Genomic DNA, 23,916 nt, shown 5'->3' on the forward strand with positions numbered 1-23,916 from the left:
AGCACCGAGGAGACCGCCCGTGTCAGCGCCCCAGCCCATGAAACTCGTCGTCGACGGCGAAGAGAAGCAGGCGACGGCGGGCACCACCGGCACCGAGCTGTTCAGTGAACGGCGCGACGTCGTCGTGATGCGCGTGGACGGAGAGCTCAGGGACCTCGACCAGGAACTGCCCGAGGGTGCTTCCGTCGAGGGCGTCACGCTGGAGGACCCGGCCGGCCTCGAGGTGCTGCGCCACTCTGCAGCCCACGTGATGGCCCAGGCCGTGCAGCAGCTGCGTCCGGGTGCCAAGCTCGGCATCGGGCCGTACATCACCGATGGCTTCTACTTCGACTTCGACGTCGAGGAACCCTTCACGCCCGACGAGCTCAAGCAGCTTGAGAAGATGATGCTGAAGATCGTCAACACCAACCAGCGTTTCGTGCGCCGGGTCGTGTCCGAGGACGAGGCCCGCGAGGCCATGAAGGACGAGCCGTACAAGCTCGAGCTCATCGGCCTCAAGGGCGGGGCCACCGAGGAGGACGGGGCGTCGGTCGAGGTCGGCGCCGGAGAGCTGACGATCTACGACAACGTGGACCGCAAGTCCGGCGACGTCGTCTGGCAGGACCTCTGCCGGGGCCCGCACCTGCCGAACACCAAGCTCATCTCCAACGCCTACGCGCTGACGCGGTCGGCTGCCGCCTACTGGCGCGGCAGCGAGAAGAACAAGCAGCTGCAGCGCATCTACGGCACGGCGTGGCCCACCAAGGACGCGCTCAAGGCCTACCAGGAGCGCCTGGCCGAAGCCGAGCGCCGCGACCACCGGCGCCTCGGCACGGAGCTGGACCTCTTCTCCTTCCCGGACGAGCTGGGCTCCGGGCTGCCGGTGTTCCATCCCAAGGGCGGCATCATCCGCAAGGCCATGGAGGACTACTCGCGCCAGCGCCACACCGATGCCGGCTACGAGTTCGTCTACACGCCGCACATCACCAAGGGCCACCTCTACGAGGTCTCCGGGCACCTCGACTGGTACCGGGACGGCATGTTCCCCGCCATGCACGTGGACGAGGAGCTCAACGAGGACGGCACGGTACGCAAGCCGGGGCAGGACTACTACCTCAAGCCGATGAACTGCCCCATGCACAACCTGATCTTCCGCTCGCGCGGGCGGTCCTACCGCGAACTGCCGCTACGCCTGTTCGAATTCGGCTCCGTGTACCGGTACGAGAAGTCTGGCGTCATCCACGGCCTGACGCGCGTGCGCGGCATGACCCAGGACGACGCCCACATCTACTGCACGCGTGAGCAGATGAAGGACGAGCTCACCGGGACGCTCAACTTCGTGCTCGGCCTCCTCAAGGACTACGGCCTCGAGGACTTCTACTTGGAACTCTCCACACGCAACCCGGAGAAGTCCGTCGGTTCGGACGAGATCTGGGACGAAGCCACGCGCACCCTGGCGGAGGTCGCCGAGTCCTCCGGACTGGAGCTCGTACCCGACCCCGGGGGAGCCGCGTTCTACGGCCCGAAGATCTCCGTCCAGGCGCGTGACGCGATCGGACGCACCTGGCAGATGTCGACCATCCAGCTCGACTTCAACCTGCCCGAGCGCTTCGAGCTCGAGTACCAGGCAGCCGACGGTTCGCGTCAGCGCCCGGTCATGATCCACCGCGCGCTGTTCGGATCGATCGAGCGCTTCATGGGCGTGCTCACGGAGCACTATGCCGGAGCCTTCCCCGCCTGGCTGGCACCCGTGCAGGTGCTCGCCATCCCCGTCGCCGAGGCGTTCAACGACTACCTGTTCGATGTCGTCGACAAGCTGAAGGCCGAGGGCATCCGCGCGCAGGTCGACGCCGGGTCGGACCGTTTCCCGAAGAAGATCCGGACGGCGAGCAAGGAAAAGGTGCCGTTCGTGCTGATCGCGGGCGGCGAGGACCAGGAAGCCAACGCCGTCTCGTTCCGGTTCCGTGACGGCAGCCAGGAAAACCAGGTGCCGGTCGATGAGGCGGTCCGGCGGATCGTGGAGGCGGTACGCAGCCGGGAGGCCACGGTCTGATGGAGGACGCGGACAATCCGGGCGGGCACGGCCCCTACGCGGGCGACGCCGCGGTGACGGACGATCTCGAACTGGCGGGCGTGCCCGACGCCTTCCAGAGACTGTGGACACCGCACCGCCTCGCCTACATCAAGGGAGGGCAGGAGCAGGTCACGTCGGAGCAGACCTGTCCGTTCTGCCGTGCGCCTCAGCAGAGCGACGAGGAAGCCCTCATCGTCCACCGCGGCACCCATGCTTTCGTGCTGCTCAACCTGTTCCCCTACAACGCCGGCCACCTCCTGGTCTGCCCCTACCGGCATGTGCCCGACTACACGGACATCGACGAAGCGGAGACCGCGGAGATCGCCGCCCTGACGCAGACGGCCATGCGCGTGCTGCGGAAGGTGTCCAATCCCTCGGGCTTCAACCTGGGCATGAACCAGGGGGCCACCGGAGGCGCGGGCATCGCGGCTCACCTGCACCAGCACGTGGTGCCCCGATGGGGCGGGGACGGGAACTTCCTGCCGATCATCGCGCAGACCAAGGCGATCACCCAGACGCTCGGTGAGGTCCGCGAGCAGGTCGCGGCGGCCTGGCCGTCCTCGGGGACAGCTGCGGGATCGGCGTCCTGATGCTCAACAGGTATGCGCGCGGTTTCTTCACGGCCCTCTTCACACCGCTGGCCCGCCTGTTGCTCAAGTGGGGCGTGACGCCCGACGCCGTGACCATCACCGGCACCATCGGCGTGGCCGCCGGCGCGCTGGTCTTCTACCCGCTCGGCCAGCTGTTCTGGGGCACGGTCTTCATCACGCTCTTCGTGTTCTCCGACCTCGTCGACGGCATCATGGCGCGCCTCAGGGGCCACGGCGGACTCTGGGGTAGCTTCCTCGATTCGACGCTCGACCGCATCGCGGACGGGGCGCTGTTCACCGGCGTCGCCATCTGGTTCTTCACGGGCGGGGAGAACCCGGCCATCGCGATTGCAGCACTCGCCTGCCTCGTGCTCGGCATGATCGTCTCCTACGCCCGGGCGAAGGCCGAGTCGCTCGGCTTCACGGCGAACGTCGGGCTGGCGGAGCGCGCCGAGCGCCTCGTCTCCGTCCTGGTCGTCACGGGACTGACGGGCCTCGGCCTGCCCGAGGGAGTCCTGCTGGTCGTCCTCGTGGTCCTGGCGGCGGCGAGTCTCGTCACGGTCTACCAGCGGGTCAGGGCCGTCCGCAGGCAGTCGCTGGCGGCGAAGCCCGCGTCCTGACGGGCTTTCCTGCGGCGCTGCTGTCCCGCAGCCGTCAGGAAGCCCGGCGGCGGGCGAAGGGGTCCCGCTCGACCGTCAGGCTCATCGCGTGTTCCACCGGATCGGCACACAGGATGTCATGCATGAGCGACAGCCACTCGAGCGCGGCGCTCCGTTCCGTGAAGTACTCCGACGGGTAGTCGGCCTGCTCGTAGGGTACCGCCAGCATGCGGTCCATCGGCTCCGTACCGACCATGGCGCAGGCGAGGACGTCGCGGGCCGTCGTGAGGACGCGGCGGGCGCCCGACGAGATACAGGACACCTTGTCGAGTTCGAAGTACAGGACGTACTGTCGCCGGCCCGTGAGGTCGAAGCACTGTTGAAGGATCGCGATCGCGTCCGACTCCGATATCACGGAGTCCTGCCCGAGCCTCAGGCGCACGGCACACCGTGCCAGCCGGGTGAGGTGGAAAGGGCGGGGGATGTCAGTGCTGGCGTCGGTGCTGGTCTCGGTGCTGATCATGGGGACTTTCGGCGGTCTCGTCGGGTCGGGTCCCCCCGAACCGACTCCCGTACACCGTGTGAGACCAGACGGATCGCCGGGGGAGCACCATTCTAGCCGCCGCCGGAGCCATGACCCGAATCGGCCCCCGCGCTGTGCCGCGCACCCTTCGTGCTCGGGACCGATGATTCCGGCGCTTCAGCCCCGTCTAAGGGAGGAAGCACCCAGACCGATCTCCGGACAGGACACGCCATGACTTACCTGACAGGATTCCTCCCCGACCTGCACATCGTCTCGGACCTGGACCTGCTGCTGCTGCAGCGCGGGGCAGCAGGCCATCCCACTCCGCCGACGGGGCCCCCTTCCCCGCCGTGGCCCGCCGCTGCGCTCGACTCCGTCCTCGACGAACTCGACCGCCGTGATGCCCGCCCGGTCGAACATCGGATGGGGGCCCGGCGGACGCCGCGGTGACGGCACCCGGAGGTCCGTGTGCGCGCCGCGGACCGCGGGCGCGCACCTCCTCAGGCTTTCTCGAGAGCGGGGACCGGTGCGGCCCCGATGGACCAGACACGCGGCGGGACGGCGCCGTTGACCGAGTGGTCGCCGATGATCCTCGCCTTGAAGACCCACGGGTTGTGGTTGGCGGCCGTGCGTGCATTGCGCCAGTGCCGGTCGAAGTTCTTCGCAGTGCTCACGCCGGAGGCGGCGAGCGCGTTGAAGACATCGGATGTCGCGCGGGTGGCGAGCGCTGACAGGACGACCTGGGCCTTCGCTGTCTCGAGTTCGGCGACGTCGTTGCGGCGCTCGTCCTCGACCTCGTCCCCGAGGAAAGCGCCCTCGTACGCGAGCTGCAGTGACCGGGCGGCCCGTTCGACGGTCGCGTCCGCCGCATACGCTGCCGCGGAGACCTCCCCGATGACTTGCAGGATCTGCGGGTCCGCCGCGAACGACGACGCATTGCCGTGGCTGAAGATTCTCGTGCGGTTCCGGACCTCGCGGGCCACGTCCCGTTCGGCGGCCGTGATGCTGCCGGCGAGGACGGCGAGGAGCACTGCCTGGTAGAACGCGGTCTGGTACTTGAACCGGGTGTCGAAGTCGATGACGTTGACGGCGTCGACCCGGGCCTGGTCGAAGGTGGACGTGCCGGAGCCCGTGGTCTGCTGGCCGAAACCGTCCCAGTCGTCCCGGTGGGTCACCCCCGGCTGGTGCGTGCTGACCACCGCGATGACCTTGACCCCGTTGTCGGTGCGCTGCGCGAAAGTGTCGATCCAGTCCGCGAAGATGCTGCCGGTCGAGTAGTACTTCGTTCCACTGATGCGGAAGCTGCCGGCGTCGTCCGGGTCCGGGCTGACCTTCGTGATGACGTCTCCGATGGTGACGGTGCCGACCTCCGTCCAGGAATTGCCGATGATCTCGCCGTCGGCGAAGCGCTTGAGCCACACCTCGCGCTGCGCTCCCGTGGACACCAGGCGGTCCTCCACGAAGGCGAAGTGGGCGCGCAGGGCCTGCGGGATGTTCGAATCGGCGGCCGCGAGCTCCGTGAGGAGGCGGAACAGCTGGGGCAGTGAGGCGCCGGAGCCGCCCGCGGACACGGGGACCCTCAGTGCCCCGAATCCGGCGTCAATGAGTACACGGATCTCCTCGCGGGGGAGCTCGTGCTTCTGCTCGCGGCGGGATGCGCCCTCGGCGATGCGGGCGAACAGCGGGCGGAAGCGGGCGGCGAGGAACTCGTACTCCGCATCGGTGCCTGGAGGGGTATGGGTCAGCGTCGTCATGGTCGGCCTTTCGGTGGAAGCGGGATGAAAACGGGATGAAAGCGGGATGGAAGCGGAATGGAGGGAGGTGTCGGGACGGGTACGGCTGGGGCGTTGTCAGGCGGGGACGGCGACCTGCGGGGCTGCCGGCACCTTCGCCGGGCGGGAACTGACGGCACCGGCGATGACGAACAGCACCGCGAGAACTCCGGCAACGGTGAAAGCCGAGGTCCAGCCGGCCGGCCAGGCGCCGTTGAGTCCGAGGACGGCCGGAGGAACGGTGCTGGCCGTGCCCACCAGGATGGCGCTCCAGCCGGTGATCCGGGCCAGGTGCGCTGCATCGAAGGCCAGAAGTAGGAAGAAGAGCCCCCACAGCACCGCCCACGCGAGCCACAGCACCGAGCTGACCGGGTCGTCGTCCAGGGCGGTGCCGGCGAAGACGACGGCGAGTACGGCGACGAGCCCGCAGAACCATCCGACCCCCGCTGCGCCCAACCCGGCGACCGAGCCCAACCCCACGTAGAGGTAGGTGAGCCCGAAGAGGAAGATGCCGCTCGCCGAGCCGATCGTGGCGGGATCGGCAGCACCTGCGGACGCGATCAGCGTCGCGATCACCAGCTGGAGGGTTCCGATCACCAGGTTGAAGAACCCGGAGTCGCGGGAGGTGACCCGGCCGAGGAGGCCGAGACCATTGATCAGGAGGGCCGCTCCGGACAGGAGGAGGCAGATGTACGACATGGAGGTCCCGTCGACGGGACGCGGAGCCCCGAGGCCCGCGCCGTGCTTGCCCCGGCGCTGATGCGCGGGACCGGATCTTCACCTGGGGCACCCCGCCACGGAGGGGGTTGCCGTCCAACGAGCCAGGGCTTCGCGTTGGAACTCTTGATCTGTAGGTACGAGACTAGGGGCTGGACCGGGGCGGTTTCCAGCACGAGGGCGAGCTTTGACGCTGCGTGACGCCGTATGACGGAGCGGTCGGTGACGGACGACGAGAGGTCCCGGACGAGCACCCACTCGTGGAGATCGGAGTCGTAACAGCTGTTCGTGACCGATGCTGCGTCCCAGCGTCCCGCCTGTTCTCCACGGGACGTCGTCCTCGGGCGAGTTCCAATCGCTTTGATGCAATCTCTCGGCTTCCCATATGTTGTACCAAGTGCGAAGCCGGCGGGTGAGGTGGGCGATCAGGCCGAGCAACGGTGTATGGACCGGATCCGCTTTCCTGCGTGCGTTCCCGACGGAAGGGCGGCCTCGTCACGTCATTGATGCCGCTGCAGACTGCGCTCGTCCTCGGACCAAGGCAAATGCATCCAATGGTGCGAACTCCTACCGACCGACCCGAACGTCAGGAGCGAAATGTCCGCTGCAACATCGGCAAAGTCAACGATGAAATTTGGGACAAGGTTCGGCATCGCTGCCATAGCTCTGCTCGTTCTGGGTCCATTCCTCAACAGGAACTTCGGTGTAGGAGACAGTCTGAGCTTCATGCCGCTTCCCGACGTCTGGGAATCAGCTCCGATTGCTGCGCTGGTGTCGCTGACCTACCTGATCCTGCTGGTGCCGTGCGCGGTGCTCTCAGCCGTACTCATCACGACCTCCCTGGTTATCCGTCAGGCGGAAGCAAGCGAACAAGCAATAACCACTGAGGACTTAACCTCGGACACACACTGATTCCCGCGAGCTTCCTTCTGCCCGACTCACGATGTGCGCGCGATGTGGCCGCTGGTGTGCATGATTTCCCGGTGATCACGGAGAGTTCCGGAGCCGCGGTGGACGTGTCCGCCGAATAGGAGATGCAGGAACTGTCGCCCAAGCCCGCCCGCGCAGCCTCGAAAAACCGCTCCTACGGAACTAATGACCCAGAAGGCGCACCAACGCGAATCGTCAATATATGTTGACGCCGCAGGCCTTCGTCCACTACGTTCAGCGAGGAGGGTGCGTCAACTCAATTTGACAATCTCTTGACCTGAAGCGAAGTGTTCGGCATCCAGAGGAGGATCTCATGCAGCCATGGGAGTGGACAGGGGACGCGGAGTTGCTCGGCCCGGCCCAGCGGCTACTCCGCCCATCGTGGCCGGTGGCGATCGCGGTCGCCTCTTCGCGCCGGGTCTTCGTCGCAACTGCGGGGACGGAGGTGGAGTGCACCTTCGAGATCGGGTCGGTCTCGAAGGCGCTTACCGGCATGCTGTATTCCGACGCGCTGCAGCGCGGCGTAGTTTCACCGACGACGACGCTGGGGGATTTGCTTCCTCTCGACGGTTTCGGGCCCGTGGCCGCGGTGCCTCTCGGCTCGCTGGCCGTCCACCGATCCGGCCTCCCACGCCTGGCCCCCGGGATGTCCGTTCTGCGTCGCAGTCTGGCGTTCTCGATCCACGGACGGAATCCGTACGGCGAGACCCTCGCTGAGCTCCTCGAGCAGACGCGGGACGTGCGCGTAGGGTCGGCGCGGCCTCGGTACTCGAACCTCGGGTTTCAACTTCTCGGGCACGCGACCGCGAGTGCGGACGGGCGCGGGTACGGCCGACTCCTCCGAGATGTCTTTGGCCCCGGGTATTCGACGCCGTCGCGTCAAGACGACCTTCACGACGTCGACCTCCGGGGAACCTCCCGGCTCGGCCGCCTGGTCGAGCCGTGGGTCGGCGAGGCCCTGGCTCCCGCCGGCGGCATCCGGGCGAGCATCGTCACCATAGGTGGCCTCCTGCGGTCGATCCTGGATCAAACTGCTCCAGGGGTCACCGCGCTCGAACCCGTTGCAGATTTCTCCCCGGGGGTCCGGATCGGTGCCGCGTGGATCACTCTGCCGTACCGCCGCCGCACAATCACGTGGCACAACGGCGCGACTGGGGGATTCAGCAGCTGGATCGGTATCGACCGGGAAGCCTGCATCGGTGTAGCCGTGCTGTCCGCGCGGCGCGGGGCAGTGGATCGGCCGGGCTTTCGCCTCCTCGAGGAACTCGTAGCCAGCGGATCGGCAGTCCTCGACTGACGAGGCTGCACTTGATCTACCGATAGCCGGTCGGCGGACTGACAGGATCCGCAACCATCCATCGTTTGTGCCCATACTTCTGCCCCTCATTGCCTACCTCTCCCGGACAAGAAGCCGCACCCTGCACGAACTCACGATCGCCCGTGAGCCGATCCCTGAGCGGAGAGGCTCGCGAGGTACTAACTCACGAGTTCCCAGCGGTGGGACTGCAATACTGCGGGGATGGACCTCGCACATAACGACACCCGGCAACAAAGCGGGAGTCTGTGGGCCGTGTCATCGCTGGTGGTCGTTGTGGCTGCTGTTGTTGGTATCTTCGGGGTTTTCTTGATGCGTGGACTCGCCATGGTGCCCGACTTCTGGGCCTTTCCCATAACTATTGCGGCTCAGATCCTGGTATGCGCCGTGCTGCTCGCACCGGTGTGGCGCGACGTGTCACGAAAGCTGGTAGCGGGGTGCGTGGCCCCCGGGGTCTCTCTGACCGTTTTCTCGGTAGTGGTTGGTGGGTACTGGGCGGCTTTTTGGCTGGTGGGCCTGCCGGCGTGGGTCTTGCTGCGTAGGCGCTGGGGCGAATACCGGTCCCAGAAGAAGGCCCTCGAGGTGTTGGGGTTCGTGGGTCTGTACGCAGCCGCATCCCTGGTGTTTGTCCTGAGCGTTTATCTGCCGAATCCGGTTGCCCTGCTTCTACCTCTGGTACCGGCGGCGAGGCTGTACTTTGATGCACTGCCTGTCAGCCGGAACATGCCGGAGCTTGTTGGACTGGTCCTGTCGGTGGGACTCGTCGTGCTGGTTCTGCTTCAGCCTCAGGGCGATTGGGGTGCGACGTGGTCCTCTGCAGGGGCCGTGGTCACCGGGGTTCTGATCCTTGCGTCGTATACCGGCCGCAAATCACGATGACCTGAACCGGAACCGCCTGGCTGCTGACAAACCGATCCGCTACTGGATGCTGTCGTTCAAGCGCTGGAACATCAGGTGGTCCTGCCAACTGCCTGCGATGTTCAAGTACTTGGGTGCAAGTCCGTACTGTTCAAAGCCTGTCTTGACCAGGACACTCCGAGAAGCAACATTTGGGACCAAAGTCTCGGCCTGCACCCGGTGGAGTTCCAGCTGAGTGAAAGCGAACGCAACTGCCGCTCGGACGGCCTCTGTGGCCAGACCCTTACCTGTCTGATCCTCCGCCAGCCAGTACCCCATGCTGCACGACTGGAACGCACCACGGACGATGCCGCTGAGCGTCAATCGGCCGGCTATCGCACCGTCATCGTTTAGAACGACCCAGGGCGCTGACTCGCCTCGCGCATGGCGGGCAAGTGCTGCTTCGATGTCGGCCCGCTGGCCGGCTACGGTGAAAAAGGTGTCGCCTCGGACAGGATCCCAGGGTGCCAGGAAGTCTCGGTTGCGTACCTGCAACTCTGCCAGTGCTTCGTCATCACCGGATTCAACGAGTCGGATCCGTGAGGTCATGACCTCAACTTTCGCACATGAAATGTGTGCTGAACCATGCCTCAATAGGGGGAGCATGGACGCTTGTCACCTCGTGAGACAGGATGCTCGCTTGGGGGAACATATTGAGTGCAGTCGCTGTCTTTTGTGCAGCCGTCTAACTGGGCGGCTGCGCTATCTCTCCGTCTTTTTCCAAGGGCACTCGGAAGCGTCGAGTATCGGGTCCCTCTCGACCGCCTCGTGGCGCAACGATCGCCCTTACGCGACCGTCGGGCATTGACCGCTAGGCCACGCTGTGCCAAGCTCCGCTGGTGACGGAGAAGGTGACGACCGCGCGCCCGAAGCTTGTAGGTTGCGCCGCGGTGTCGATGGGTGCGCTGGTGACCATTGTGCTGATCTTCGTGGTGATCCGGGTGACCGTCGACTGGCCCCACATCCTCGCGGGCAGCACCCCTGACGACGACTTCGCCACGCGATACGTCGCCCTCCCATGGCTCGCCTACCTCCATATAGCGCCGGGCGTCGTCTATCTCCTGGGGGCGCCGTTGCAGCTGTCGCAGCGATTTCGCACCCGGCACTATCACGTGCACCGGCGGCTCGGACGTGTACTCGTCACCTGCGCGCTTGTCGGCGGACTGTTCGCGCTCCTCTTCGGTGTGCCCCACACTTGGGGAGGTGCACCCGAGGCAGCCGCGACGATCGTATTCGGCTGCTGGTTCCTGGCCTGCCTCGTGCTCGCATTCCGGGCGATTCGGCGCAATGACGTACGCCAGCACCGACGCTGGATGATCCGCGCGTTCGCCGTCGGCATTGGGATCGGCACCATCAGGATCTGGGTAGGAATCTTCGAAGGTGCTGAGCAGATAATCTCCGGTGGAACGACCCCTGCAACACCGGATACGATGATGTTCGGCGTCGCGTTCTGGCTTGCCTTCACGATGCACGTATGTGTGGGCGAATGGTGGTTGCGCCGCACTCCCGCATTGACCGGGTAGCTACGCGGTCATGTTCAGGGCTGCGGTTGAGGAAAGCAGTCGGTCGTGGGCCGCACCGTTCCTCCCGCACCATCGCCGGAGCAAACCGATGCGCTGGCAGATGCTGAGGTCGGCGAGGCGGAGTACCACGCCCAATTCGACCGGTACTCGCAGGGCATGACCGCCGTCGGTCACCCCCTGGAACCGGTCGACAAGTCCGGCGAGGTGATCACGTACAACACCTCAGGTGCTTCCGTCACCTCGGAGGCAGAAGGCCGCTGCTACGCCCAGCACTTCGCCCAGGCCAATCTCGCATGGCAAAGCATCCACGCTCCTCAAACAAGCCTTGAGCAAGCAAAATGAGGATCGGTATATGGACGTCGGTGTTCGTTGGTGTTAGTAGCAAAGATGAGAAGTGTCCTCCTGGAACCAATCCTGCCAAATTGCGTCTACCTGGCTCCTACTGATTGACCCGCTGTTGAGCAGCATGCCGGCTATAGGGCTCGCTTCGGTTTCGTACTCGTCCTGCGGTGCACCGTCTGCGGTGCCAGGCGCGAGGCTGTACGGATCTAGATCATTGAGCAGCCCCATGACCTCCGCGAGGGTACTTCTCCACTCGAGCTTGCTCGGTTGCATGTCAACGGGATGCACTAGAGAAGTCCCAGCCAGGGATCGTCGGCCGCACCGCATCGTTGCCGCCACGCGAGGGAGCTCAGCTGATGAGTGCCTTCTCGAAGACGTCGTCGGTTTCGGTCGCCCACTGCTTTTGCCCGTCAGCATCGACGTATTGGTAGGTCGTCGTTGTCGCTCGTCCCGTAGGAGCGAAGCCCAAGCGCTCGTAAAGCCGACGCGCACCGTCATTCTCGGTGCCGACCCTAAGATAGAGCTTGCCAAACCCCGCCTGCGCAGCGCAGGACTCGGTCCAAGCGCACAGAGCTGTCCCTATGCCAGTACCGCGATCAGACTCCTGCACAAAGAGGTGCTTCAGCTCCGGTGTGTGATCGGCAGCGAGATCCAGCACGACGGTCCCGGCCGGCTGGTGATTACGCCAGGCTGCTGCATAGACAATGGTGCCGGCGGTCTGGTGCTTCAAGAGATTGCGGGCGATGCCCGCTCCCGGCGGCTCGGTCGCTTCCAATGCGGCAACATCGTCGTCGACACAGTGCCGAATCCGAATCTCGTCAGTCATGCTGCCCCCGCCTAGCGTCTTTCTTCGAGCCTACCGAGGACAGCACACCAGTAAACCTCCGTCCGACTGAGCGATCCTCAAGCGGGCGCTACTGCGCGCGTCATGTACGAGCTGTGCGGATCCCCCGTGTAGGAGCCGAAGGGCGGGCACGGCTCGAATCCGTGCCTGGCATAGAGTGCTCGGGCGGGCGCAAAAAAGCCCATGCTTCCGGTCTCCAGCGAAATACGTCCGACGTCACGTGCTCGGGCATCCGCGAGCACGTGATTCAGCAACTTGGACGCTATTCCCTGCCCCCGCAACTCGGGCTCCGTCCGCATGCTCTTGAGCTCCTCGTGCCCTGGCTCCAGCACCGCTAATGCACACGTGCCTGCAATCCGCCGTTCGTACAAAGCGACCCAAAGCCGGACGCCCGGCTGTCGCAGGGCGGGCATGTCCAGCGCGTGCTGACTCTCTTCAGGAGACTCCGGTGCCATATCCGCCAAATGGGCACGCAGGAAGATCTCGAGTGCGGGGTCCTCAAAATCGGCGAGTTGGATGGTGCATGTCATGGAAAAAGGATAGTAAACCCCCATTCCATGAGCGTTTCGACATCCCGTTCTGTACTGTGCACGGCCCGGTCAGGTGTTCTTCCGTGCGCACTGATCGAGGCCGGCTTCGGATGCGCCGCGTATGAAGCCTCGGCGGACCAGGATGCGAGCCGACGGTACATTGCCCGGATCCACACGAGCGATCAAAGTGCTCATTCCGAACAGCTCAGGAATCACGATGCCGGCTTCCTCCACCACATCAGTAGTGTCGAGCACCGTGTGAGGCACCTGAGGGAATCCGGTCATAGTCGAGACTAACGATCAAGGTTCCCTAGGTGTACTGACCGGAGAGGTTGCTTGGCTGACTTACTTGTCTCGACCGTGCACCGGTCGGGCGTTTGCCGGAGGTTCTCCGACCTCGTGAATGGTGTGACCGCTGCAGGCCGTCTTGGTTACGGTGGCCCGCTCGATGCGCGACACCGTGAACCAGCGCATTGCGTTGCGCAGTCGGCACCAGCCGACCAGGTGCCACTGGCCGTTCGCGGAGGCGAACAGCACGGGTTCGACGTCACGGTTGGTGACGGTGTTGTCTCTCGACGTGTAGCGGATGCGGATCACCCGCTGCTCGGCCATCGCCTCCTCCAGCGCTGACCTGACGGTGCGCGAGGAGGAGGGGCACGCTTTGACCCAGACGCGGCCAGCGAGCTCATCGGCTCGTGCTCGGGTCCTTGGATCGAGGACGTCCAAGATCTTCTGGACACCAGCAGCTGCCAAATCGGCGTAGGGGGTATCCGGTGCAGCGGACACGGCCGCCATGAGCGCCACGGCCTGCGCTGGGGACAGGCTGACAGGCGGCAAGGACGCGCCTGCGGCCAAGCCGTAACCACCGCCCGGACCTGGGCGCGACCATACGGGCGCGCCGCTGTTCTCCAACGCCGTGAGGTCTCTTTTGATCGTTCGCACGGACACCGCGAACTCGCTCGCCAAACGCTCGGCGGAGCAGCCCCGTGATCCATTGCGGCGCAGCATCTCGGATATTGCATGGAGCCGTTCGACTCGCTTCACAGCTCAAACTCCGACAGGTTCATGACACAAATGGTGACATGGCCTTGTCCATGGCGCCTGCAAGGGTAGTCATATGACAACCACGACAACCAGTCCCATCATCCTTCTCATCGCCGGCCACTGGCTGGGCGCCTGGGCGTGGGATGAAGTGCTTGAACACCTAGCAACTGACTACTCTCATGCAATCGCGATGACGCTGCCAGGTCTCGACGGGGACGATCCCGAGCGTGCGGCGAAGACCCTCGATGATCAAGCCGCAGCGATCATAGACGCCCTCATCCGGGCCGGGGCCTCCGAGGATCAGCCCGCAACTCTCGTCGCTCACAGTGGTGCGAACGCCCCCGTCAGTCTCGTCCTTGACCGGCACCCTGAGTTCGTCCGCCGGGTGGTATGGGTCGACTCCGGCCCTGTGGCGTCGGGAAGCGCCTTCGCCTCGAACCTTTCGGAGGAGTTGGAGGAGCTTCCGTTGCCGTCCTTCGACGTCCTCGCTCAGCAGGCGAGCCTCGAAGGCCTGAGCGCAAAGGTCCTCGAGCGCTTTCGGGCCCGCGCCGTCCCTGAACCCGGTCCCGTGCTTCGTCAGCCCGTCGAGCTCACGAACGATGCCCGCCGCAGTGTGAGGACCACCCTGGTGTGCTGCTCGATCCCGAGCGCGCAGGTGCTGGAGCTTACCCGTGCAGGCCATCCAATGTTTGCCGAAGTCGCGAGCCTCGAGCACCTGGACTTTATCGACCTCCCTACGGGCCATTGGCCCATGTGGAGCCGTCCCCGCGACCTCGCGAAAGCCATCCGGTCAGCGGCATACCGAACCAACTGAAGTGCACGTACGACCTGAGAGAGGTCAGCCAAATCCGGCTGGCCCCTGTCCGTTCATCAAGTGCCAGCAACGAGCGGGTTGCGGTCAGAACGTAGCCGGCCGGGGCAGGTCACGGGGGACTCGAAGCTCTCCCCACCCGAAACAACTTTCCGCAATGAAGTCTTGAATCTCGCTCTGCACAGAACGAACGAGCGCGTCTACGCCATCGTCAAGGCGGAGACTGCCAGATCCGCCCTCCTCGCCGAGCACCTGCCACCTGACCCAAGTGTCATTCGTCTTGATGATGGTGTCGGCGGGAAGCTCTCTGCCATTCGCGCCGTCGGCGACCCACTCCAGCCGAAACGTCAACGATTCCAGCTCTGTGGGGCTGAGCATCGACTCGAAAATGGGCTCAACGAGTCGCTTCACATCTCGCACGTACTTCAATTCGTTCATGTGCTCACGATAGAGACCTCAAAGCTGCCAGCGCCTGACTCGACTGCCCCTAAGCCGATCGGTCAGTGAACCCTCGCCGCTGCGTCGGATGTGACACTGCTTGAATAAAGCTTACGAATCGAGCGATCGAGCTGGGGGATATGACGTGACACCAGCAACCGGAGAAGCTCACAATGACTGGAGCCGGGGAACGTGGCGCAACCCGCCCGTAGATGTGGTCGCTGATGGTCGGACTCTGCAGGTAACCGCAGCGGAGAACAGTGACGCCTGGAGGCACACCTCGTATGGCTTCGTCCATGACAGCGCGCATGCCTTGCTGGCACCGCTGCCCGCAGAAGGGGCGATGGAGGTCTCATTTCTTCTGGATTACACCGAGCAGTTCGACCAGGCAGGGATCTATCTTCACGTTTCGGAATCCGAATGGATCAAAGCCGGTGTAGAGGTGTCCGACGGAATCCCACAGGTTGGGGCCGTCGTCACACATGGGGTCTCTGACTGGTCGGTAGCACCTGTCCCTGAGTGGATCGATCGGGAAATCACAGTGCGCCTCAGCAGGGCCGGTAACGCCGTCACCATCAGAGCCCGCGCTGGAGATGAGCCTTTCCGGCTCGTCCGCGTCGCCCCTCTTGACGAAACCGCGAGTGCCGAAGCCGGCCCGTTCTGCGCCTCTCCCACTCGGGCCGACCTCAAGACCACCTTCACCCGATGGGTCGAAACCGATGCAGACGCGACGCTGCACCCGGGACACGACTAGAGCCACAGCCCCTGTCTGCAGGGCATGCCACGAACGGTAAACAATCGCCAGCCGTCGTACGTCCCGCCGAAGGTCGACTGCAGGCGGTGGGTGCGACGCTCTGGCAGCGCTTGCACCCATCGGTTGCGGGAATAGTCAGCAACGCCTTTGACCGGTACACCTCCGAGGATTACGTGGTCCTTATTCGGGTCGTGGTGGGTTGCTGGGGAGGAGGAGGGCTGTGGTGTTCGCGGTGACGATGAGGGCTATGCCTACCCATTCGATGGTGCCGAGGTGTTCGTGGAGCAGTGTCGCTCCGATGAGGGCGGCCAGGACAGGGTTGATGCTTATGAGCGTCCCGAAGAGGCTCGCTGGGATCCTGCGTAGGGCGATGAGGTCTGCCACGAACGGGATCGTGGAGGCCAGGACGCCGGAGCCGACGGCGTAGAGCACAGTGGACGCCTCCGGGCGGGTGGTGACGAGTATCCAGGCGCCGATGGGCAGGAACAAGGCGGCCGAGATCCCTGTGGCCGTGGCGGTGCCCTGAACCCCGGGGATGCGGTGCCCGATGGTCCTGTTGAGCAGTATGTACGCGGCCCAACTACATGCGGCAATGAGCCCGAACCCGATGCCCAGATAATCGGTGGTCGGTTGAGGGCGGGTGATCGCGATGACGCCCGCTCCTGCAATGAGGGCGCAAAACGCACTGGTCCTGGTCAGGGAGCTGAGCAGGGCTACTGCGAGGGGTCCGCAGAACTCTAGGGTTACCGCCAACCCGAGACCGATGCGTTCGATGGCCAGGTACAGGGTGAGATTCATGGTCCCGAATACCACGGCCAGGAGCACCACCGGCCACCATTGCGCCCGGGTAAACTGCCACACCCTCGGCCGAACGACCGGGATCAGGATCAGCGCGGCAATGACCTGGCGGACGGCGACGACGCCGACGGGCCCGATGACAGGAAAGGCCAGGGACCCGCTGGCCGCCCCAAGCTGGTTCGAAAGCGCACCCCCTAAAGCAACCCCGATACCAGTCGTCCGGTCACTGCCTGTCTGCTTGATCGTCGTCATCCTGGAAGTCTGACCACCGCTGTTCCGCTGCGCATAATGCATGAATGCTCGTGTTGATGCGCTATACGCATGGATAGGCTGGAGGCGTGGATATGGAACTGCGTCACCTTCGATCCCTCGCCAGTGTCGTCGATACGGGGACGTTCACCGATGCGGGAATCGAGCTCGGGATCTCCCAGACCGCTGTCTCACGCAATATCGCAGCCCTGGAATCCGTCCTCGGGGTCCGGCTGCTGCACCGCACCACCCGCAGCGTCGAACTCACCCCCGCCGGTGAGCGGGTCCTGCGGCGTGCCCGCCGTGTCCTGGCCGTCGTCGCTGATCTACGCCAGGAAGCACTGGCCAGTGTGAGCACGATCCGGATCGGGTACGCGTGGTCCGCCCTCGGCAAGCACACCCCTGAGTTCCAACGCCGATGGGCTGCAGCCCTCCCGCACCATGAGCTGCGCCTGGTCCGGACGAACACCCCGACCGCAGGACTGAATGAGGCAACCAGTGACCTGGCGATCCTGCGCCGCGTCCCCGAAGCAGTGAACCTCGAGCTGGCCCTGATCGGTGCGGAAAAACGCTACTGCGCGATGTCCGTCGATGACCCGCTGGCCACCAAACGCACCGTCACCCTCGCCCAGGTAGCGGAATCATCGTTGGCGGTCGATCATCGAACCGGAAGCACTCAACTCGACCTCTGGCCTGAGGACGGCCAGCCACAACGCACTATCCCCACCAACGACGTCGATGACTGGCTCACCCTCATCAGCAGCGGCGCGGCCCGCGGCGTCACCGCAGAATCAACAGCACACCAATACCGCCGCCAAGGCCTCGCATACCGGCCCGTCCGCGACGCACCACCCGTACCCATCTATGTCGGTTGGGAGAGAACTGACCCACCGGCGATCCTGCAGGACATCATCAGCCTCCTCGCGAACCTCTACCAACCGCCCCACTAGAAGCCTGCGCGCAACGGCATCCTCACGCGTGCATTGTTCCGGTGAAGCGTGTGGCTGTGGGTGTGGTGTTGCGTCGGATGAGTTCGAAGGTCGCTATAACGGCCAGGGCTCCGATGTTGAGCTCGGTGGCGAACCGTCGTCGGGCTTCACTGGAGATGGTGACCCTGGCGTTGAGTTCGACGAGCATCGACGGACACACGGTCCGGCTGAGATTCGTGGCCTCTCTCTAAGCGAAGCCTTGGCCTCCGAATCCTGTTCCCTCCCCCCACAGTGGGTGGCCAGCGATCACAATGTAGAGGAGTAAAGCTGTAGCTCCAGTAAGAAAGACATCCCACAGTGCAATCGGCCCACGGGTGCGGACGAGTAGGCCGAAGTGCACGAACTGGGCGCCCACGAGCATCAGTGCCCACGCGATCGCGACCCACCCGACCAACCATAAAAGCGTCGAGGCGTATTCGGCTGCCTCACTGATGAAACCGACCCGGTCCACGATGAGGAAAGCTGCCCAACCACCCAGGACCATCCCCAGGGCGATAATCGGCACGATCGAGAACCGATGCTGAAGGGTCTGATCCATGCAGATAAAGTACGCCCGGGCTCGTCCCCTAACAATGGAACATCAGGATGAGCAGCACCTGCAGGCTCATCAAGCGGTCGATCATGAACCAACGGAGCAGGCCGGATCAACGCACCTTCGCCGACGCTACAGCCCGCTGGAGCATGCCCCGTCGCATTGAGGAACCCTTTGACCGAACGATCGGGCGCTGCCATGTGGTGAGCGTGTGCTCCTGGTGAGCAGGAAACTGACCTGCAGAATGCGGCGCTCACTGCAGCGGATGCAGTCAGATGTTCACTGACCGGGGGTAGGTTGAATAACAGTCAGCCGGCTCGACGTCCGCGGAGAGGTCAGACGGCGAGTTCGTGTTCGGCGATTTCTGCGAGGCGACGCAGGGACTGTTCGTCTGCTTCTGAGAAGGTGCGTGTGTGCTGATCGATAACGCAAAGGGTGCCGACGATCCAGCCGTCAGGGCTCCGAAGCGGGTGACCGGCGTAGAAGCGGATGAAGGGCTCTCCGAGAACGAGCGGGCTCCATCGAAGGTGGTCATTGTGGAAGGTGTCGCGAACGATGAGCGGATCAGGGGTCCGGATGGTGGTGTTGCAGAATGACCGGGCCCTGGGCATGTTCTGCTCCACCGGGCCGACGACGGACTTCAGAAATTGCCGTTTGTCGTCGATGAGGGTGACGATCGCGGTGCTGACGCGGAAGTGCTGCTGCGCGGTGCGGGTGATGCGGTCGAAACGTTCCTCGGGAACTGTGTCGAGGAGATTTGTGCGGGCGACGGCGTCGATGCGCGCCTGTTCCTGTTCGGAGTCGGACAACAGAAATGCGCCGGCGGCTCCGAGAGCGCGTCGTGATCGTTCAGGAGAACCGTCAGCGGTGTCTTCCGCCAGATAGGGAACCGGGAGTGCCGGTGACTTCTGGCCGAGATCGTTCACGGTATCGGCGAGGAGATCGCTTTCGCGGGACGGCAGGTCGGCCAGGCCATTCAGATACCTGCTGACGGTTTCAGGGGACGCAGTCCCGCCCGAGGCGAGGTACCGGTCCGTGATGGTGTCGATCGTCAGTGCTGCCACAGAGATCGCCTGGAGCATCAGGGCACGCTGTGGGCGTCCATGCATTCCGATACCTCCACCTTCCTTGCCCATACTCTGCTGCTCTCGCCGGCGCCGTCTGCCTGACAGCGAACCTGTTCATTGAACCAGTACGCCCAAGCAACAGCACGTCTCGTGCCGCAGGACGGGCCGCGCCCCGAACAGTATCAGCCCTCTCCTTCGGTCACGGGGACCAGTATGAACGGCAGGGATTGGAGCGACTGCTGTGGTTGCTGGGATCGGTGTGGTCACTGGACGCCCTGTCTGGGACGGACTACATTCAGGGCGAAAGGCATAGCTCTTTCACCTTCGGAGCGGCGGCACGAGCGCTCTGGTTCCGGTCTCAGTCAGGAAGCCCCGCCATTTCCTCCGCCTTGCCTCCCCCCGATCGTGGCCTCGCTGTCGGACTGCGGAGCTCCTACCGTCCCAGGACCGCTAGTAGCGGCGCGCAAGGGGGTTCGGGAGATGCACCACCGGATCTCGCTGCTGTTCTTGTCGCTGTGGGGTGCAAGGACCCGGAGGCCTTCCAGATCCTCTATGAGCAGTGCGCGCGCAGGGTATACGGGGTGGTGCGCCAGACTCTGCAGAACCCGGACAGTTGCGCGGAGGTGACACAGGAAGTGTTCCTGATGGTGTGGGAGCAGGGTGATCGATACCGGCCGGAACTTGGCCACCCGGTGTCCTGGCTCATGACCCTCGCACACCGCCGCGCAGTGGACCGGCTCCGAATGGACACTACCCGCAGGGCCCGCGATGAGAAGTGGGGGCGGCGCAACTGGGACACCGGCTTCGACGAGGTCGCAGAGACAGTCCTGGAACGTGAGAACACGGCGGATGTGCGGGCTGCCATGTCTGTCCTGTCACCCCTGCAGCATCAGGCGATTTCTTTGGCCTACTTCTCCCACCTGACCTATAACGAAGTGGCCGAGCACCTCGGGATCCCCGCTCCCACGGCGAAGACGCGGGTCCGCGACGGAATGAAGAAGCTGCGCAAGGAATTGGAGACGCAGCACGACAAAGAGCCATCCTAAGCGGGTCCACCCGGAAGGCCTCGTTCAGAAGGGTTCGTCCTACCTGAGGTCTAGGTGCAGCCCACCGTGATATCGGGTACCCCGTCGTGGCTCAGCCGACGGGGTACTCGGTAGCTTGGAGGTAGCGGGCCGACGTGCGTGGCGTTGCGGGCGAGACCGGCATTGGTGGACGCGCTGGGAAACCTGGGCCAGGTCCTTGAAGTCGACGGTCTGTGACGCGAGTCAGCTTCGTGGTGTTTGATAGCGGGGCCGTGCAAAGGGATCGAGGTCGACGGTGAGGCTCATGGTGTGAGGGATGGGATCAGCACACACCATTTCATGCATCAGAGCCAGCCACTGGGCTGCTGTGGACTTGTCCTGGAAGTACTCGGCCGGATAGGGGGCGTGGGAGTACCCGGCGGCCATCATCCGGTCCACCGGCGTGCTGCCGAGCATCGCAGCGGCTAAGACGTGCCGAGCAGCAGTTAGGACACGCCGTGCCTCAGGAAGAATCTCCACGACGTTTTTCATGTCCACGAGCATGACGTACGGCCGGTAGTCCGTGAGTTCGAATCCCCGGCGCAGGATCATCAGCGCATCGGCTTCCGTTACCGATACCGGCTCGTGGGCACGAAGGGCCACAGCGCACCGGTCGAACCTGCTGATCTCGTACTTGGTCTCAAAGGTGTAGACGGGTCTCATACGTCTCCAGCAGCGGCGGTGGGTGAAATTCTGAGTTCGGACTCAGCGTGAACGGTGTGAGACCAGCCCGACCCGGGGGTATCCAACCAAGATAATCTCCCAGTGAGCTGTATCGATCATGCTGATCGTAGGTGTGGTGCCGTCAATGGTGCACCATGAATGACCAGTGTGGGCGTGAACGCCGTCCGGATAGGAGTGACGCGTGAGATGGGCAGCACATCGACGGTGATCAGGAAGCTCATGCTGCGGAGTGGCCCATGTCCTCAGCCAGGGCAACGAAGACGAGAGTGTCGAAGGGTCCAACAATGAGATGATCTGCGCTAACCGGCAAGAACGTCGCGGACGTCCAACTCGTCGCTGACTTCCTCGAGGCGGAATTTCGTTTCCGGATGAGGGTCGCCCTGAGTGTCGTATTCGAAGTCCAGCTCCCGATGCAGTTTGCTGTTGATGACTTCGACGTTCTCGGTGGGAAGGTGTGCGAGGTCCGGGAAGGCGTCATCGGGGGAGAGCCGGGAGTTCATTCAAGTCCGTTTCGTGCAGGGGAAGCTGAGGTTCGAGTGAGACCGGCGTAGAAACGCCGAGTGAAAGGCGGATGTACTTCAGACACGACAAACGAACCAGTCCAGTATCTCCATGCTTCCCTCAACGATGCCTGTAGCGCCGGTCAAGTTTTAACCGGCAGAACCCCCGCGGACCCAGTGCTCGAACCCGGCCATCAGGTACCGGCACCCCGCAAGGGCCCGGAAGTCTTGACCCGTACATGATCGGCCGGCCCTCGTCATCGGTCTCGGGCAGCTCGGCGTCGAGGCGTTCCATCACCTGCTGAGCAACACTCCAGGGGTGGCCCATCCAGATCGGGGTGGACAGGACCAGGATGTTTGCGGCGAGGATCTTTCACGGATCTCAGGCCACTGGTCTCCATTGCCCATGTCAGCCTGCACGCCGCGCCTGACGTCGTAGTCCATGACAGGCAGCGACGAGGTACCGGCACCGTGGCCCTTGAGCTCATCGAGCATGTTCTGGGCCATGAGTTCACTGCTGGACGGGTCAGAGGATCTGACCTCGTCAGCCCGATCGTGAGGGAGCACGAACATGGAGTATCAACGGGCAGCAGCATCAGATGCATCCGAGATGTGAGCGTCACCCATCCGAAAGACAGCATGCTTACGAATGAAGAGGGTCGATGCAGTACACAGCGAGTCCGGCACTCCTTCAGTCGGGCCGTCGACAAAAGATCCTGAGGAGGACAAACGCATGACGGAAATCGTCGCTCACCACGGCCTGTTCAAGAACACCAACCTCCACGTCGACGACACGGGAGGAACCGGTCGTCCGGTGGTTCTGATCCACGGGTGGCCCCTGTCGGGGGAGGCGTTCAAGAACCAGATTCCGGCCCTGCAGGCCGCCGGGTACCGGGCGATCACCTATGACCGGCGCGGGTTCGGCCGCAGCGACAAGCCGATGACCGGCTACACCTACGACACACTGACCGGGGACCTCCAGGCCCTGCTCGAGGAACTCGACCTGCGGGACGTGACCCTGGTCGGGTTCTCCATGGGTGGGGGAGAGGTTGCCCGCTACTTCTCCCAGTACAGCCCGGAGCGGATCCGCAGCGTCGTCTTCGCCTCCGCCGTCCCGCCGTTCATGATGCAGGGCGACGACAACCCAGAAGGGCCCCTGACTAAGGACGCAGCCGCCGGCATGACCGCGGACCTGACCAAGGACCAGGAGTCGTTCTACGACGGGTTCACCACCGACTTCTTCTCCGCGAACGGCGAACTGAAGGTCACCGAAGCCCAGCGTCAGGAAGCCCTCGAACTGTGCCGGCAGGCCGACAAGAAAGCTGCCCTGGCCTGCATGGAAGCATTCGGCACTACCGACTTCCGCGATGACCTGCTCAAGGTCACGGTTCCGGCGATGGTCCTGCATGGTGACGCGGACGCGACCGTACCCTTCGAGGGTTCCGGTCAGCGCACGCACGCTGCTCTGGCCGGAAGTGACCTGCATGTCATCGTCGGCGGGCCGCACGGCTGCAACGTCAGCCACCCCGACGAGTGGAACCAGGCGCTCATCACCTTCCTCGCAAGGTAAACAGCGCCCTCCAACAGGGGAAGCAGGCAGACCGGCAGAACCCTGCATACGGTTGGTCGCCGGTTACACCGGGCAACCGGCGACCGGCGACCGAGCCATGCTCGTCAGTAAGGCCGCATCGCCCTTCGAGCACGGGAGTGAACACGATGAAGAACGACGTGAAGGTGACCTCATCCACTGCAGCAATCAACTGCATGGACTCCGGTGAGATCGGCGCAACCGGTGAAACCGCTGTGGATCATGTGGGGCCGACCGATGAGTGGTCGACCATGAGGCTTCTCTCCACCGCGGCCCGCCTGTGGGAGCGTAGGGTCAACAAGAGCCTCAGCCGAATCGACCTGTCACAAGCGAACCTCATCGCCCTGCAGGCCCTGGCCGAGACCGGTACCACGAACCAGGCGACCCTCGCCCGTAGGGTCCAGGTCTCCGCGCAAACCCTCGGCAGGACCTTGAAAACCCTGGAGAAGCGCGGGTACGTACAACGGTCTCCCGGCGCTGTGGGCCAGCGCGGCATCCACGTCTCCACGACGCAGGCCGGCAGGGAGGCCCTCGCCTCCGTTCGGACAACCCACGGGGAGAATGGCCCGGAAGACACCTTGGGTGCTGATGCTCCCGGCCACGCCCGGACGATTACGCCCATCGAGGACCTTCGGGAAGACCTGATACGGATCCTCACAACCATCGCTCCTCGATCAGCGTCGCAATGACCCGCAGGCTGTCGCCCCGAGAAGATTCCGGTCCGTGGAGTGCGTCCGTGGTCGGCGAGGTCCAGGGTCGAGTG

30 protein-coding genes and 1 riboswitch are annotated in these 23,916 nt (G+C 64.2%); of the genes, 15 read left to right on the top strand and 15 right to left on the bottom strand.

Features of this window, described 5'->3' with window-relative positions; genetic code table 11:
* Positions 1-37 precede the first annotated feature (37 nt).
* Genes thrS through pgsA form a run of 3 tightly spaced genes read left to right on the top strand, consistent with a single transcriptional unit; the run spans position 38 to position 3,263 of the window.
* Positions 38-2,032, top strand: a complete 1,995-nt coding sequence (gene thrS / locus ACX80H_RS00300) for a threonine--tRNA ligase (RefSeq protein ID WP_459313326.1) — start codon at positions 38-40, stop codon at positions 2,030-2,032.
* Positions 2,032-2,643, top strand: a complete 612-nt coding sequence (locus ACX80H_RS00305) for an HIT family protein (RefSeq protein WP_459310445.1) — start codon at positions 2,032-2,034, stop codon at positions 2,641-2,643. Before thrS ends, ACX80H_RS00305 begins: the two co-directional genes overlap by 1 nt.
* Complete coding sequence (gene pgsA / locus ACX80H_RS00310; RefSeq protein ID WP_459310446.1) at positions 2,643-3,263, top strand: phosphatidylinositol phosphate synthase; 621 nt, start codon at positions 2,643-2,645, stop codon at positions 3,261-3,263. The genes ACX80H_RS00305 and pgsA overlap by 1 nt, the downstream gene beginning before the upstream one ends.
* Positions 3,264-3,297: 34 nt before the next feature.
* Here pgsA and ACX80H_RS00315 read toward each other — a convergent pair whose 3' ends face one another.
* Entirely contained in the window at positions 3,298-3,765 is a 468-nt protein-coding gene (locus ACX80H_RS00315; protein WP_459310447.1) for a DUF7793 family protein, read from the bottom strand.
* Positions 3,766-3,996: 231 nt separating this feature from the next.
* Here ACX80H_RS00315 and ACX80H_RS00320 point away from each other — a divergent pair, with 231 nt between their 5' ends.
* Positions 3,997-4,215: a hypothetical protein gene (locus tag ACX80H_RS00320; RefSeq protein WP_459310448.1), complete on the top strand. Its 219-nt coding sequence runs from the start codon at positions 3,997-3,999 to the stop codon at positions 4,213-4,215.
* Positions 4,216-4,265: 50 nt separating this feature from the next.
* Here ACX80H_RS00320 and ACX80H_RS00325 read toward each other — a convergent pair whose 3' ends face one another.
* Positions 4,266-5,519: an acyl-CoA dehydrogenase family protein gene (locus ACX80H_RS00325; protein WP_459310449.1), complete on the bottom strand. Its 1,254-nt coding sequence runs from the start codon at positions 5,517-5,519 to the stop codon at positions 4,266-4,268.
* 96 nt (positions 5,520-5,615) lie between these two features.
* Positions 5,616-6,236: an AmiS/UreI family transporter gene (locus tag ACX80H_RS00330; RefSeq protein WP_459310450.1), complete on the bottom strand. Its 621-nt coding sequence runs from the start codon at positions 6,234-6,236 to the stop codon at positions 5,616-5,618.
* Positions 6,237-6,273: 37 nt separating this feature from the next.
* Positions 6,274-6,386, bottom strand: a riboswitch (SAM riboswitch).
* A 465-nt stretch (positions 6,387-6,851) separates the two neighbouring features.
* On the opposite strand from ACX80H_RS00330, the gene ACX80H_RS00335 reads away from it, so the two are divergent.
* From ACX80H_RS00335 to ACX80H_RS00345, 3 genes are all read left to right on the top strand, one after another.
* On the top strand, positions 6,852-7,166 hold the full coding sequence (locus ACX80H_RS00335) for a hypothetical protein (protein WP_459310451.1): 315 nt from the start codon (positions 6,852-6,854) through the stop codon (positions 7,164-7,166).
* 331 nt (positions 7,167-7,497) lie between these two features.
* Positions 7,498-8,481 carry a serine hydrolase domain-containing protein gene (locus ACX80H_RS00340; RefSeq protein ID WP_459310452.1) on the top strand — a complete coding sequence of 328 codons (984 nt, stop codon included), beginning with the start codon at positions 7,498-7,500 and terminating at the stop codon, positions 8,479-8,481.
* 273 nt (positions 8,482-8,754) lie between these two features.
* Positions 8,755-9,378, top strand: a complete 624-nt coding sequence (locus tag ACX80H_RS00345) for a hypothetical protein (RefSeq protein ID WP_459310453.1) — start codon at positions 8,755-8,757, stop codon at positions 9,376-9,378.
* A gap of 39 nt (positions 9,379-9,417) precedes the next feature.
* Here the strand turns inward: ACX80H_RS00345 and ACX80H_RS00350 are convergent, their stop codons facing one another.
* On the bottom strand, positions 9,418-9,945 hold the full coding sequence (locus tag ACX80H_RS00350) for a GNAT family N-acetyltransferase (protein WP_459310454.1): 528 nt from the start codon (positions 9,943-9,945) through the stop codon (positions 9,418-9,420).
* Positions 9,946-10,304: 359 nt separating this feature from the next.
* Here ACX80H_RS00350 and ACX80H_RS00355 point away from each other — a divergent pair, with 359 nt between their 5' ends.
* Positions 10,305-10,919 carry a DUF2306 domain-containing protein gene (locus tag ACX80H_RS00355; RefSeq protein ID WP_459310455.1) on the top strand — a complete coding sequence of 205 codons (615 nt, stop codon included), beginning with the start codon at positions 10,305-10,307 and terminating at the stop codon, positions 10,917-10,919.
* A 45-nt stretch (positions 10,920-10,964) separates the two neighbouring features.
* Positions 10,965-11,261 (top strand): hypothetical protein, encoded by a 297-nt coding sequence (locus ACX80H_RS00360; RefSeq protein ID WP_459310456.1) that lies wholly within the window; start codon positions 10,965-10,967, stop codon positions 11,259-11,261.
* Between the two features lie 349 nt (positions 11,262-11,610).
* Here the strand turns inward: ACX80H_RS00360 and ACX80H_RS00365 are convergent, their stop codons facing one another.
* The 4 genes from ACX80H_RS00365 to ACX80H_RS00380 form a co-directional block, all read right to left on the bottom strand.
* Positions 11,611-12,087, bottom strand: a complete 477-nt coding sequence (locus ACX80H_RS00365) for a GNAT family N-acetyltransferase (RefSeq protein ID WP_459310457.1) — start codon at positions 12,085-12,087, stop codon at positions 11,611-11,613.
* A gap of 77 nt (positions 12,088-12,164) precedes the next feature.
* Positions 12,165-12,659: a GNAT family N-acetyltransferase gene (locus ACX80H_RS00370; protein ID WP_459310458.1), complete on the bottom strand. Its 495-nt coding sequence runs from the start codon at positions 12,657-12,659 to the stop codon at positions 12,165-12,167.
* A 45-nt stretch (positions 12,660-12,704) separates the two neighbouring features.
* On the bottom strand, positions 12,705-12,920 hold the full coding sequence (locus ACX80H_RS00375) for a GNAT family protein (RefSeq protein WP_459310459.1): 216 nt from the start codon (positions 12,918-12,920) through the stop codon (positions 12,705-12,707).
* 60 nt (positions 12,921-12,980) lie between these two features.
* Complete coding sequence (locus tag ACX80H_RS00380; protein WP_459310460.1) at positions 12,981-13,679, bottom strand: helix-turn-helix transcriptional regulator; 699 nt, start codon at positions 13,677-13,679, stop codon at positions 12,981-12,983.
* 73 nt (positions 13,680-13,752) lie between these two features.
* Between ACX80H_RS00380 and ACX80H_RS00385 the strand changes: the two genes are divergently transcribed.
* Positions 13,753-14,493, top strand: a complete 741-nt coding sequence (locus ACX80H_RS00385) for an alpha/beta fold hydrolase (protein ID WP_459310461.1) — start codon at positions 13,753-13,755, stop codon at positions 14,491-14,493.
* A gap of 84 nt (positions 14,494-14,577) precedes the next feature.
* On the opposite strand, the gene ACX80H_RS00390 is transcribed toward ACX80H_RS00385, so the two are convergent.
* Positions 14,578-14,928, bottom strand: a complete 351-nt coding sequence (locus ACX80H_RS00390) for a hypothetical protein (RefSeq protein WP_459310462.1) — start codon at positions 14,926-14,928, stop codon at positions 14,578-14,580.
* 145 nt (positions 14,929-15,073) lie between these two features.
* On the opposite strand from ACX80H_RS00390, the gene ACX80H_RS00395 reads away from it, so the two are divergent.
* Positions 15,074-15,682, top strand: a complete 609-nt coding sequence (locus ACX80H_RS00395) for a DUF1349 domain-containing protein (RefSeq protein ID WP_459310463.1) — start codon at positions 15,074-15,076, stop codon at positions 15,680-15,682.
* A 180-nt stretch (positions 15,683-15,862) separates the two neighbouring features.
* Here the strand turns inward: ACX80H_RS00395 and ACX80H_RS00400 are convergent, their stop codons facing one another.
* Entirely contained in the window at positions 15,863-16,732 is an 870-nt protein-coding gene (locus ACX80H_RS00400) for an EamA family transporter (RefSeq protein WP_459310464.1), read from the bottom strand.
* Positions 16,733-16,824: 92 nt separating this feature from the next.
* Here ACX80H_RS00400 and ACX80H_RS00405 point away from each other — a divergent pair, with 92 nt between their 5' ends.
* Entirely contained in the window at positions 16,825-17,679 is an 855-nt protein-coding gene (locus ACX80H_RS00405; RefSeq protein ID WP_459313328.1) for a LysR family transcriptional regulator, read from the top strand.
* A gap of 22 nt (positions 17,680-17,701) precedes the next feature.
* Here the strand turns inward: ACX80H_RS00405 and ACX80H_RS00410 are convergent, their stop codons facing one another.
* The 3 genes from ACX80H_RS00410 to ACX80H_RS00420 all read right to left on the bottom strand — a co-directional run bounded on the left by ACX80H_RS00410 (position 17,702) and on the right by ACX80H_RS00420 (position 19,359).
* Positions 17,702-17,866 (bottom strand): hypothetical protein, encoded by a 165-nt coding sequence (locus ACX80H_RS00410; RefSeq protein WP_459310465.1) that lies wholly within the window; start codon positions 17,864-17,866, stop codon positions 17,702-17,704.
* Positions 17,867-17,905: 39 nt separating this feature from the next.
* A complete protein-coding gene (locus ACX80H_RS00415) occupies positions 17,906-18,256 on the bottom strand; it encodes a hypothetical protein (RefSeq protein ID WP_459310466.1) in 351 nt (116 codons plus the stop codon).
* A gap of 329 nt (positions 18,257-18,585) precedes the next feature.
* Positions 18,586-19,359 (bottom strand): GAF domain-containing protein, encoded by a 774-nt coding sequence (locus ACX80H_RS00420; protein WP_459310467.1) that lies wholly within the window; start codon positions 19,357-19,359, stop codon positions 18,586-18,588.
* 473 nt (positions 19,360-19,832) lie between these two features.
* Between ACX80H_RS00420 and ACX80H_RS00425 the strand changes: the two genes are divergently transcribed.
* The gene (locus tag ACX80H_RS00425; protein ID WP_459310468.1) at positions 19,833-20,363 is read left to right on the top strand and encodes a sigma-70 family RNA polymerase sigma factor; all 531 of its coding nucleotides are present in this window, start codon (positions 19,833-19,835) and stop codon (positions 20,361-20,363) included.
* 222 nt (positions 20,364-20,585) lie between these two features.
* On the opposite strand, the gene ACX80H_RS00430 is transcribed toward ACX80H_RS00425, so the two are convergent.
* Complete coding sequence (locus ACX80H_RS00430) at positions 20,586-21,044, bottom strand: DUF7793 family protein (RefSeq protein ID WP_459310469.1); 459 nt, start codon at positions 21,042-21,044, stop codon at positions 20,586-20,588.
* Positions 21,045-21,364: 320 nt separating this feature from the next.
* On the bottom strand, positions 21,365-21,565 hold the full coding sequence (locus ACX80H_RS00435) for a hypothetical protein (RefSeq protein ID WP_459310470.1): 201 nt from the start codon (positions 21,563-21,565) through the stop codon (positions 21,365-21,367).
* Positions 21,566-22,298: 733 nt separating this feature from the next.
* On the opposite strand from ACX80H_RS00435, the gene ACX80H_RS00440 reads away from it, so the two are divergent.
* Positions 22,299-23,135 carry an alpha/beta fold hydrolase gene (locus ACX80H_RS00440; protein ID WP_459310471.1) on the top strand — a complete coding sequence of 279 codons (837 nt, stop codon included), beginning with the start codon at positions 22,299-22,301 and terminating at the stop codon, positions 23,133-23,135.
* A 158-nt stretch (positions 23,136-23,293) separates the two neighbouring features.
* Entirely contained in the window at positions 23,294-23,842 is a 549-nt protein-coding gene (locus ACX80H_RS00445; RefSeq protein ID WP_459310472.1) for a MarR family winged helix-turn-helix transcriptional regulator, read from the top strand.
* The last annotated feature ends 74 nt before the right edge of the window (positions 23,843-23,916 follow it).

Source organism: Arthrobacter pasteuri (assembly GCF_054510955.1).

Excerpts from the sequence above, each read along its gene's own strand:
- ACX80H_RS00330 (WP_459310450.1), bottom strand. The coding sequence starts at position 6,236 with ATGTCGTACATCTGCCTCCTCCTGTCCGGAGCGGCCCTCCTGATCAAT.
- ACX80H_RS00400 (WP_459310464.1), bottom strand. The coding sequence starts at position 16,732 with ATGACGACGATCAAGCAGACAGGCAGTGACCGGACGACTGGTATCGGG.
- ACX80H_RS00340 (WP_459310452.1), top strand. The coding sequence starts at position 7,498 with ATGCAGCCATGGGAGTGGACAGGGGACGCGGAGTTGCTCGGCCCGGCC.
- ACX80H_RS00315 (WP_459310447.1), bottom strand. The coding sequence starts at position 3,765 with ATGATCAGCACCGAGACCAGCACCGACGCCAGCACTGACATCCCCCGC.
- pgsA (WP_459310446.1), top strand. The coding sequence starts at position 2,643 with ATGCTCAACAGGTATGCGCGCGGTTTCTTCACGGCCCTCTTCACACCG.
- ACX80H_RS00365 (WP_459310457.1), bottom strand. The coding sequence starts at position 12,087 with ATGACTGACGAGATTCGGATTCGGCACTGTGTCGACGACGATGTTGCC.
- ACX80H_RS00305 (WP_459310445.1), top strand. The coding sequence starts at position 2,032 with ATGGAGGACGCGGACAATCCGGGCGGGCACGGCCCCTACGCGGGCGAC.
- ACX80H_RS00370 (WP_459310458.1), bottom strand. The coding sequence starts at position 12,659 with ATGGGGGTTTACTATCCTTTTTCCATGACATGCACCATCCAACTCGCC.
- ACX80H_RS00320 (WP_459310448.1), top strand. The coding sequence starts at position 3,997 with ATGACTTACCTGACAGGATTCCTCCCCGACCTGCACATCGTCTCGGAC.
- ACX80H_RS00420 (WP_459310467.1), bottom strand. The coding sequence starts at position 19,359 with ATGCATGGACGCCCACAGCGTGCCCTGATGCTCCAGGCGATCTCTGTG.
- ACX80H_RS00325 (WP_459310449.1), bottom strand. The coding sequence starts at position 5,519 with ATGACGACGCTGACCCATACCCCTCCAGGCACCGATGCGGAGTACGAG.
- ACX80H_RS00385 (WP_459310461.1), top strand. The coding sequence starts at position 13,753 with ATGACAACCACGACAACCAGTCCCATCATCCTTCTCATCGCCGGCCAC.
- ACX80H_RS00415 (WP_459310466.1), bottom strand. The coding sequence starts at position 18,256 with ATGGATCAGACCCTTCAGCATCGGTTCTCGATCGTGCCGATTATCGCC.
- ACX80H_RS00350 (WP_459310454.1), bottom strand. The coding sequence starts at position 9,945 with ATGACCTCACGGATCCGACTCGTTGAATCCGGTGATGACGAAGCACTG.
- ACX80H_RS00435 (WP_459310470.1), bottom strand. The coding sequence starts at position 21,565 with ATGAACTCCCGGCTCTCCCCCGATGACGCCTTCCCGGACCTCGCACAC.
- ACX80H_RS00375 (WP_459310459.1), bottom strand. The coding sequence starts at position 12,920 with ATGACCGGATTCCCTCAGGTGCCTCACACGGTGCTCGACACTACTGAT.
- ACX80H_RS00390 (WP_459310462.1), bottom strand. The coding sequence starts at position 14,928 with ATGAACGAATTGAAGTACGTGCGAGATGTGAAGCGACTCGTTGAGCCC.
- ACX80H_RS00405 (WP_459313328.1), top strand. The coding sequence starts at position 16,825 with ATGGAACTGCGTCACCTTCGATCCCTCGCCAGTGTCGTCGATACGGGG.
- ACX80H_RS00410 (WP_459310465.1), bottom strand. The coding sequence starts at position 17,866 with ATGCTCGTCGAACTCAACGCCAGGGTCACCATCTCCAGTGAAGCCCGA.
- thrS (WP_459313326.1), top strand. The coding sequence starts at position 38 with ATGAAACTCGTCGTCGACGGCGAAGAGAAGCAGGCGACGGCGGGCACC.
- ACX80H_RS00440 (WP_459310471.1), top strand. The coding sequence starts at position 22,299 with ATGACGGAAATCGTCGCTCACCACGGCCTGTTCAAGAACACCAACCTC.
- ACX80H_RS00430 (WP_459310469.1), bottom strand. The coding sequence starts at position 21,044 with ATGAGACCCGTCTACACCTTTGAGACCAAGTACGAGATCAGCAGGTTC.
- ACX80H_RS00335 (WP_459310451.1), top strand. The coding sequence starts at position 6,852 with ATGTCCGCTGCAACATCGGCAAAGTCAACGATGAAATTTGGGACAAGG.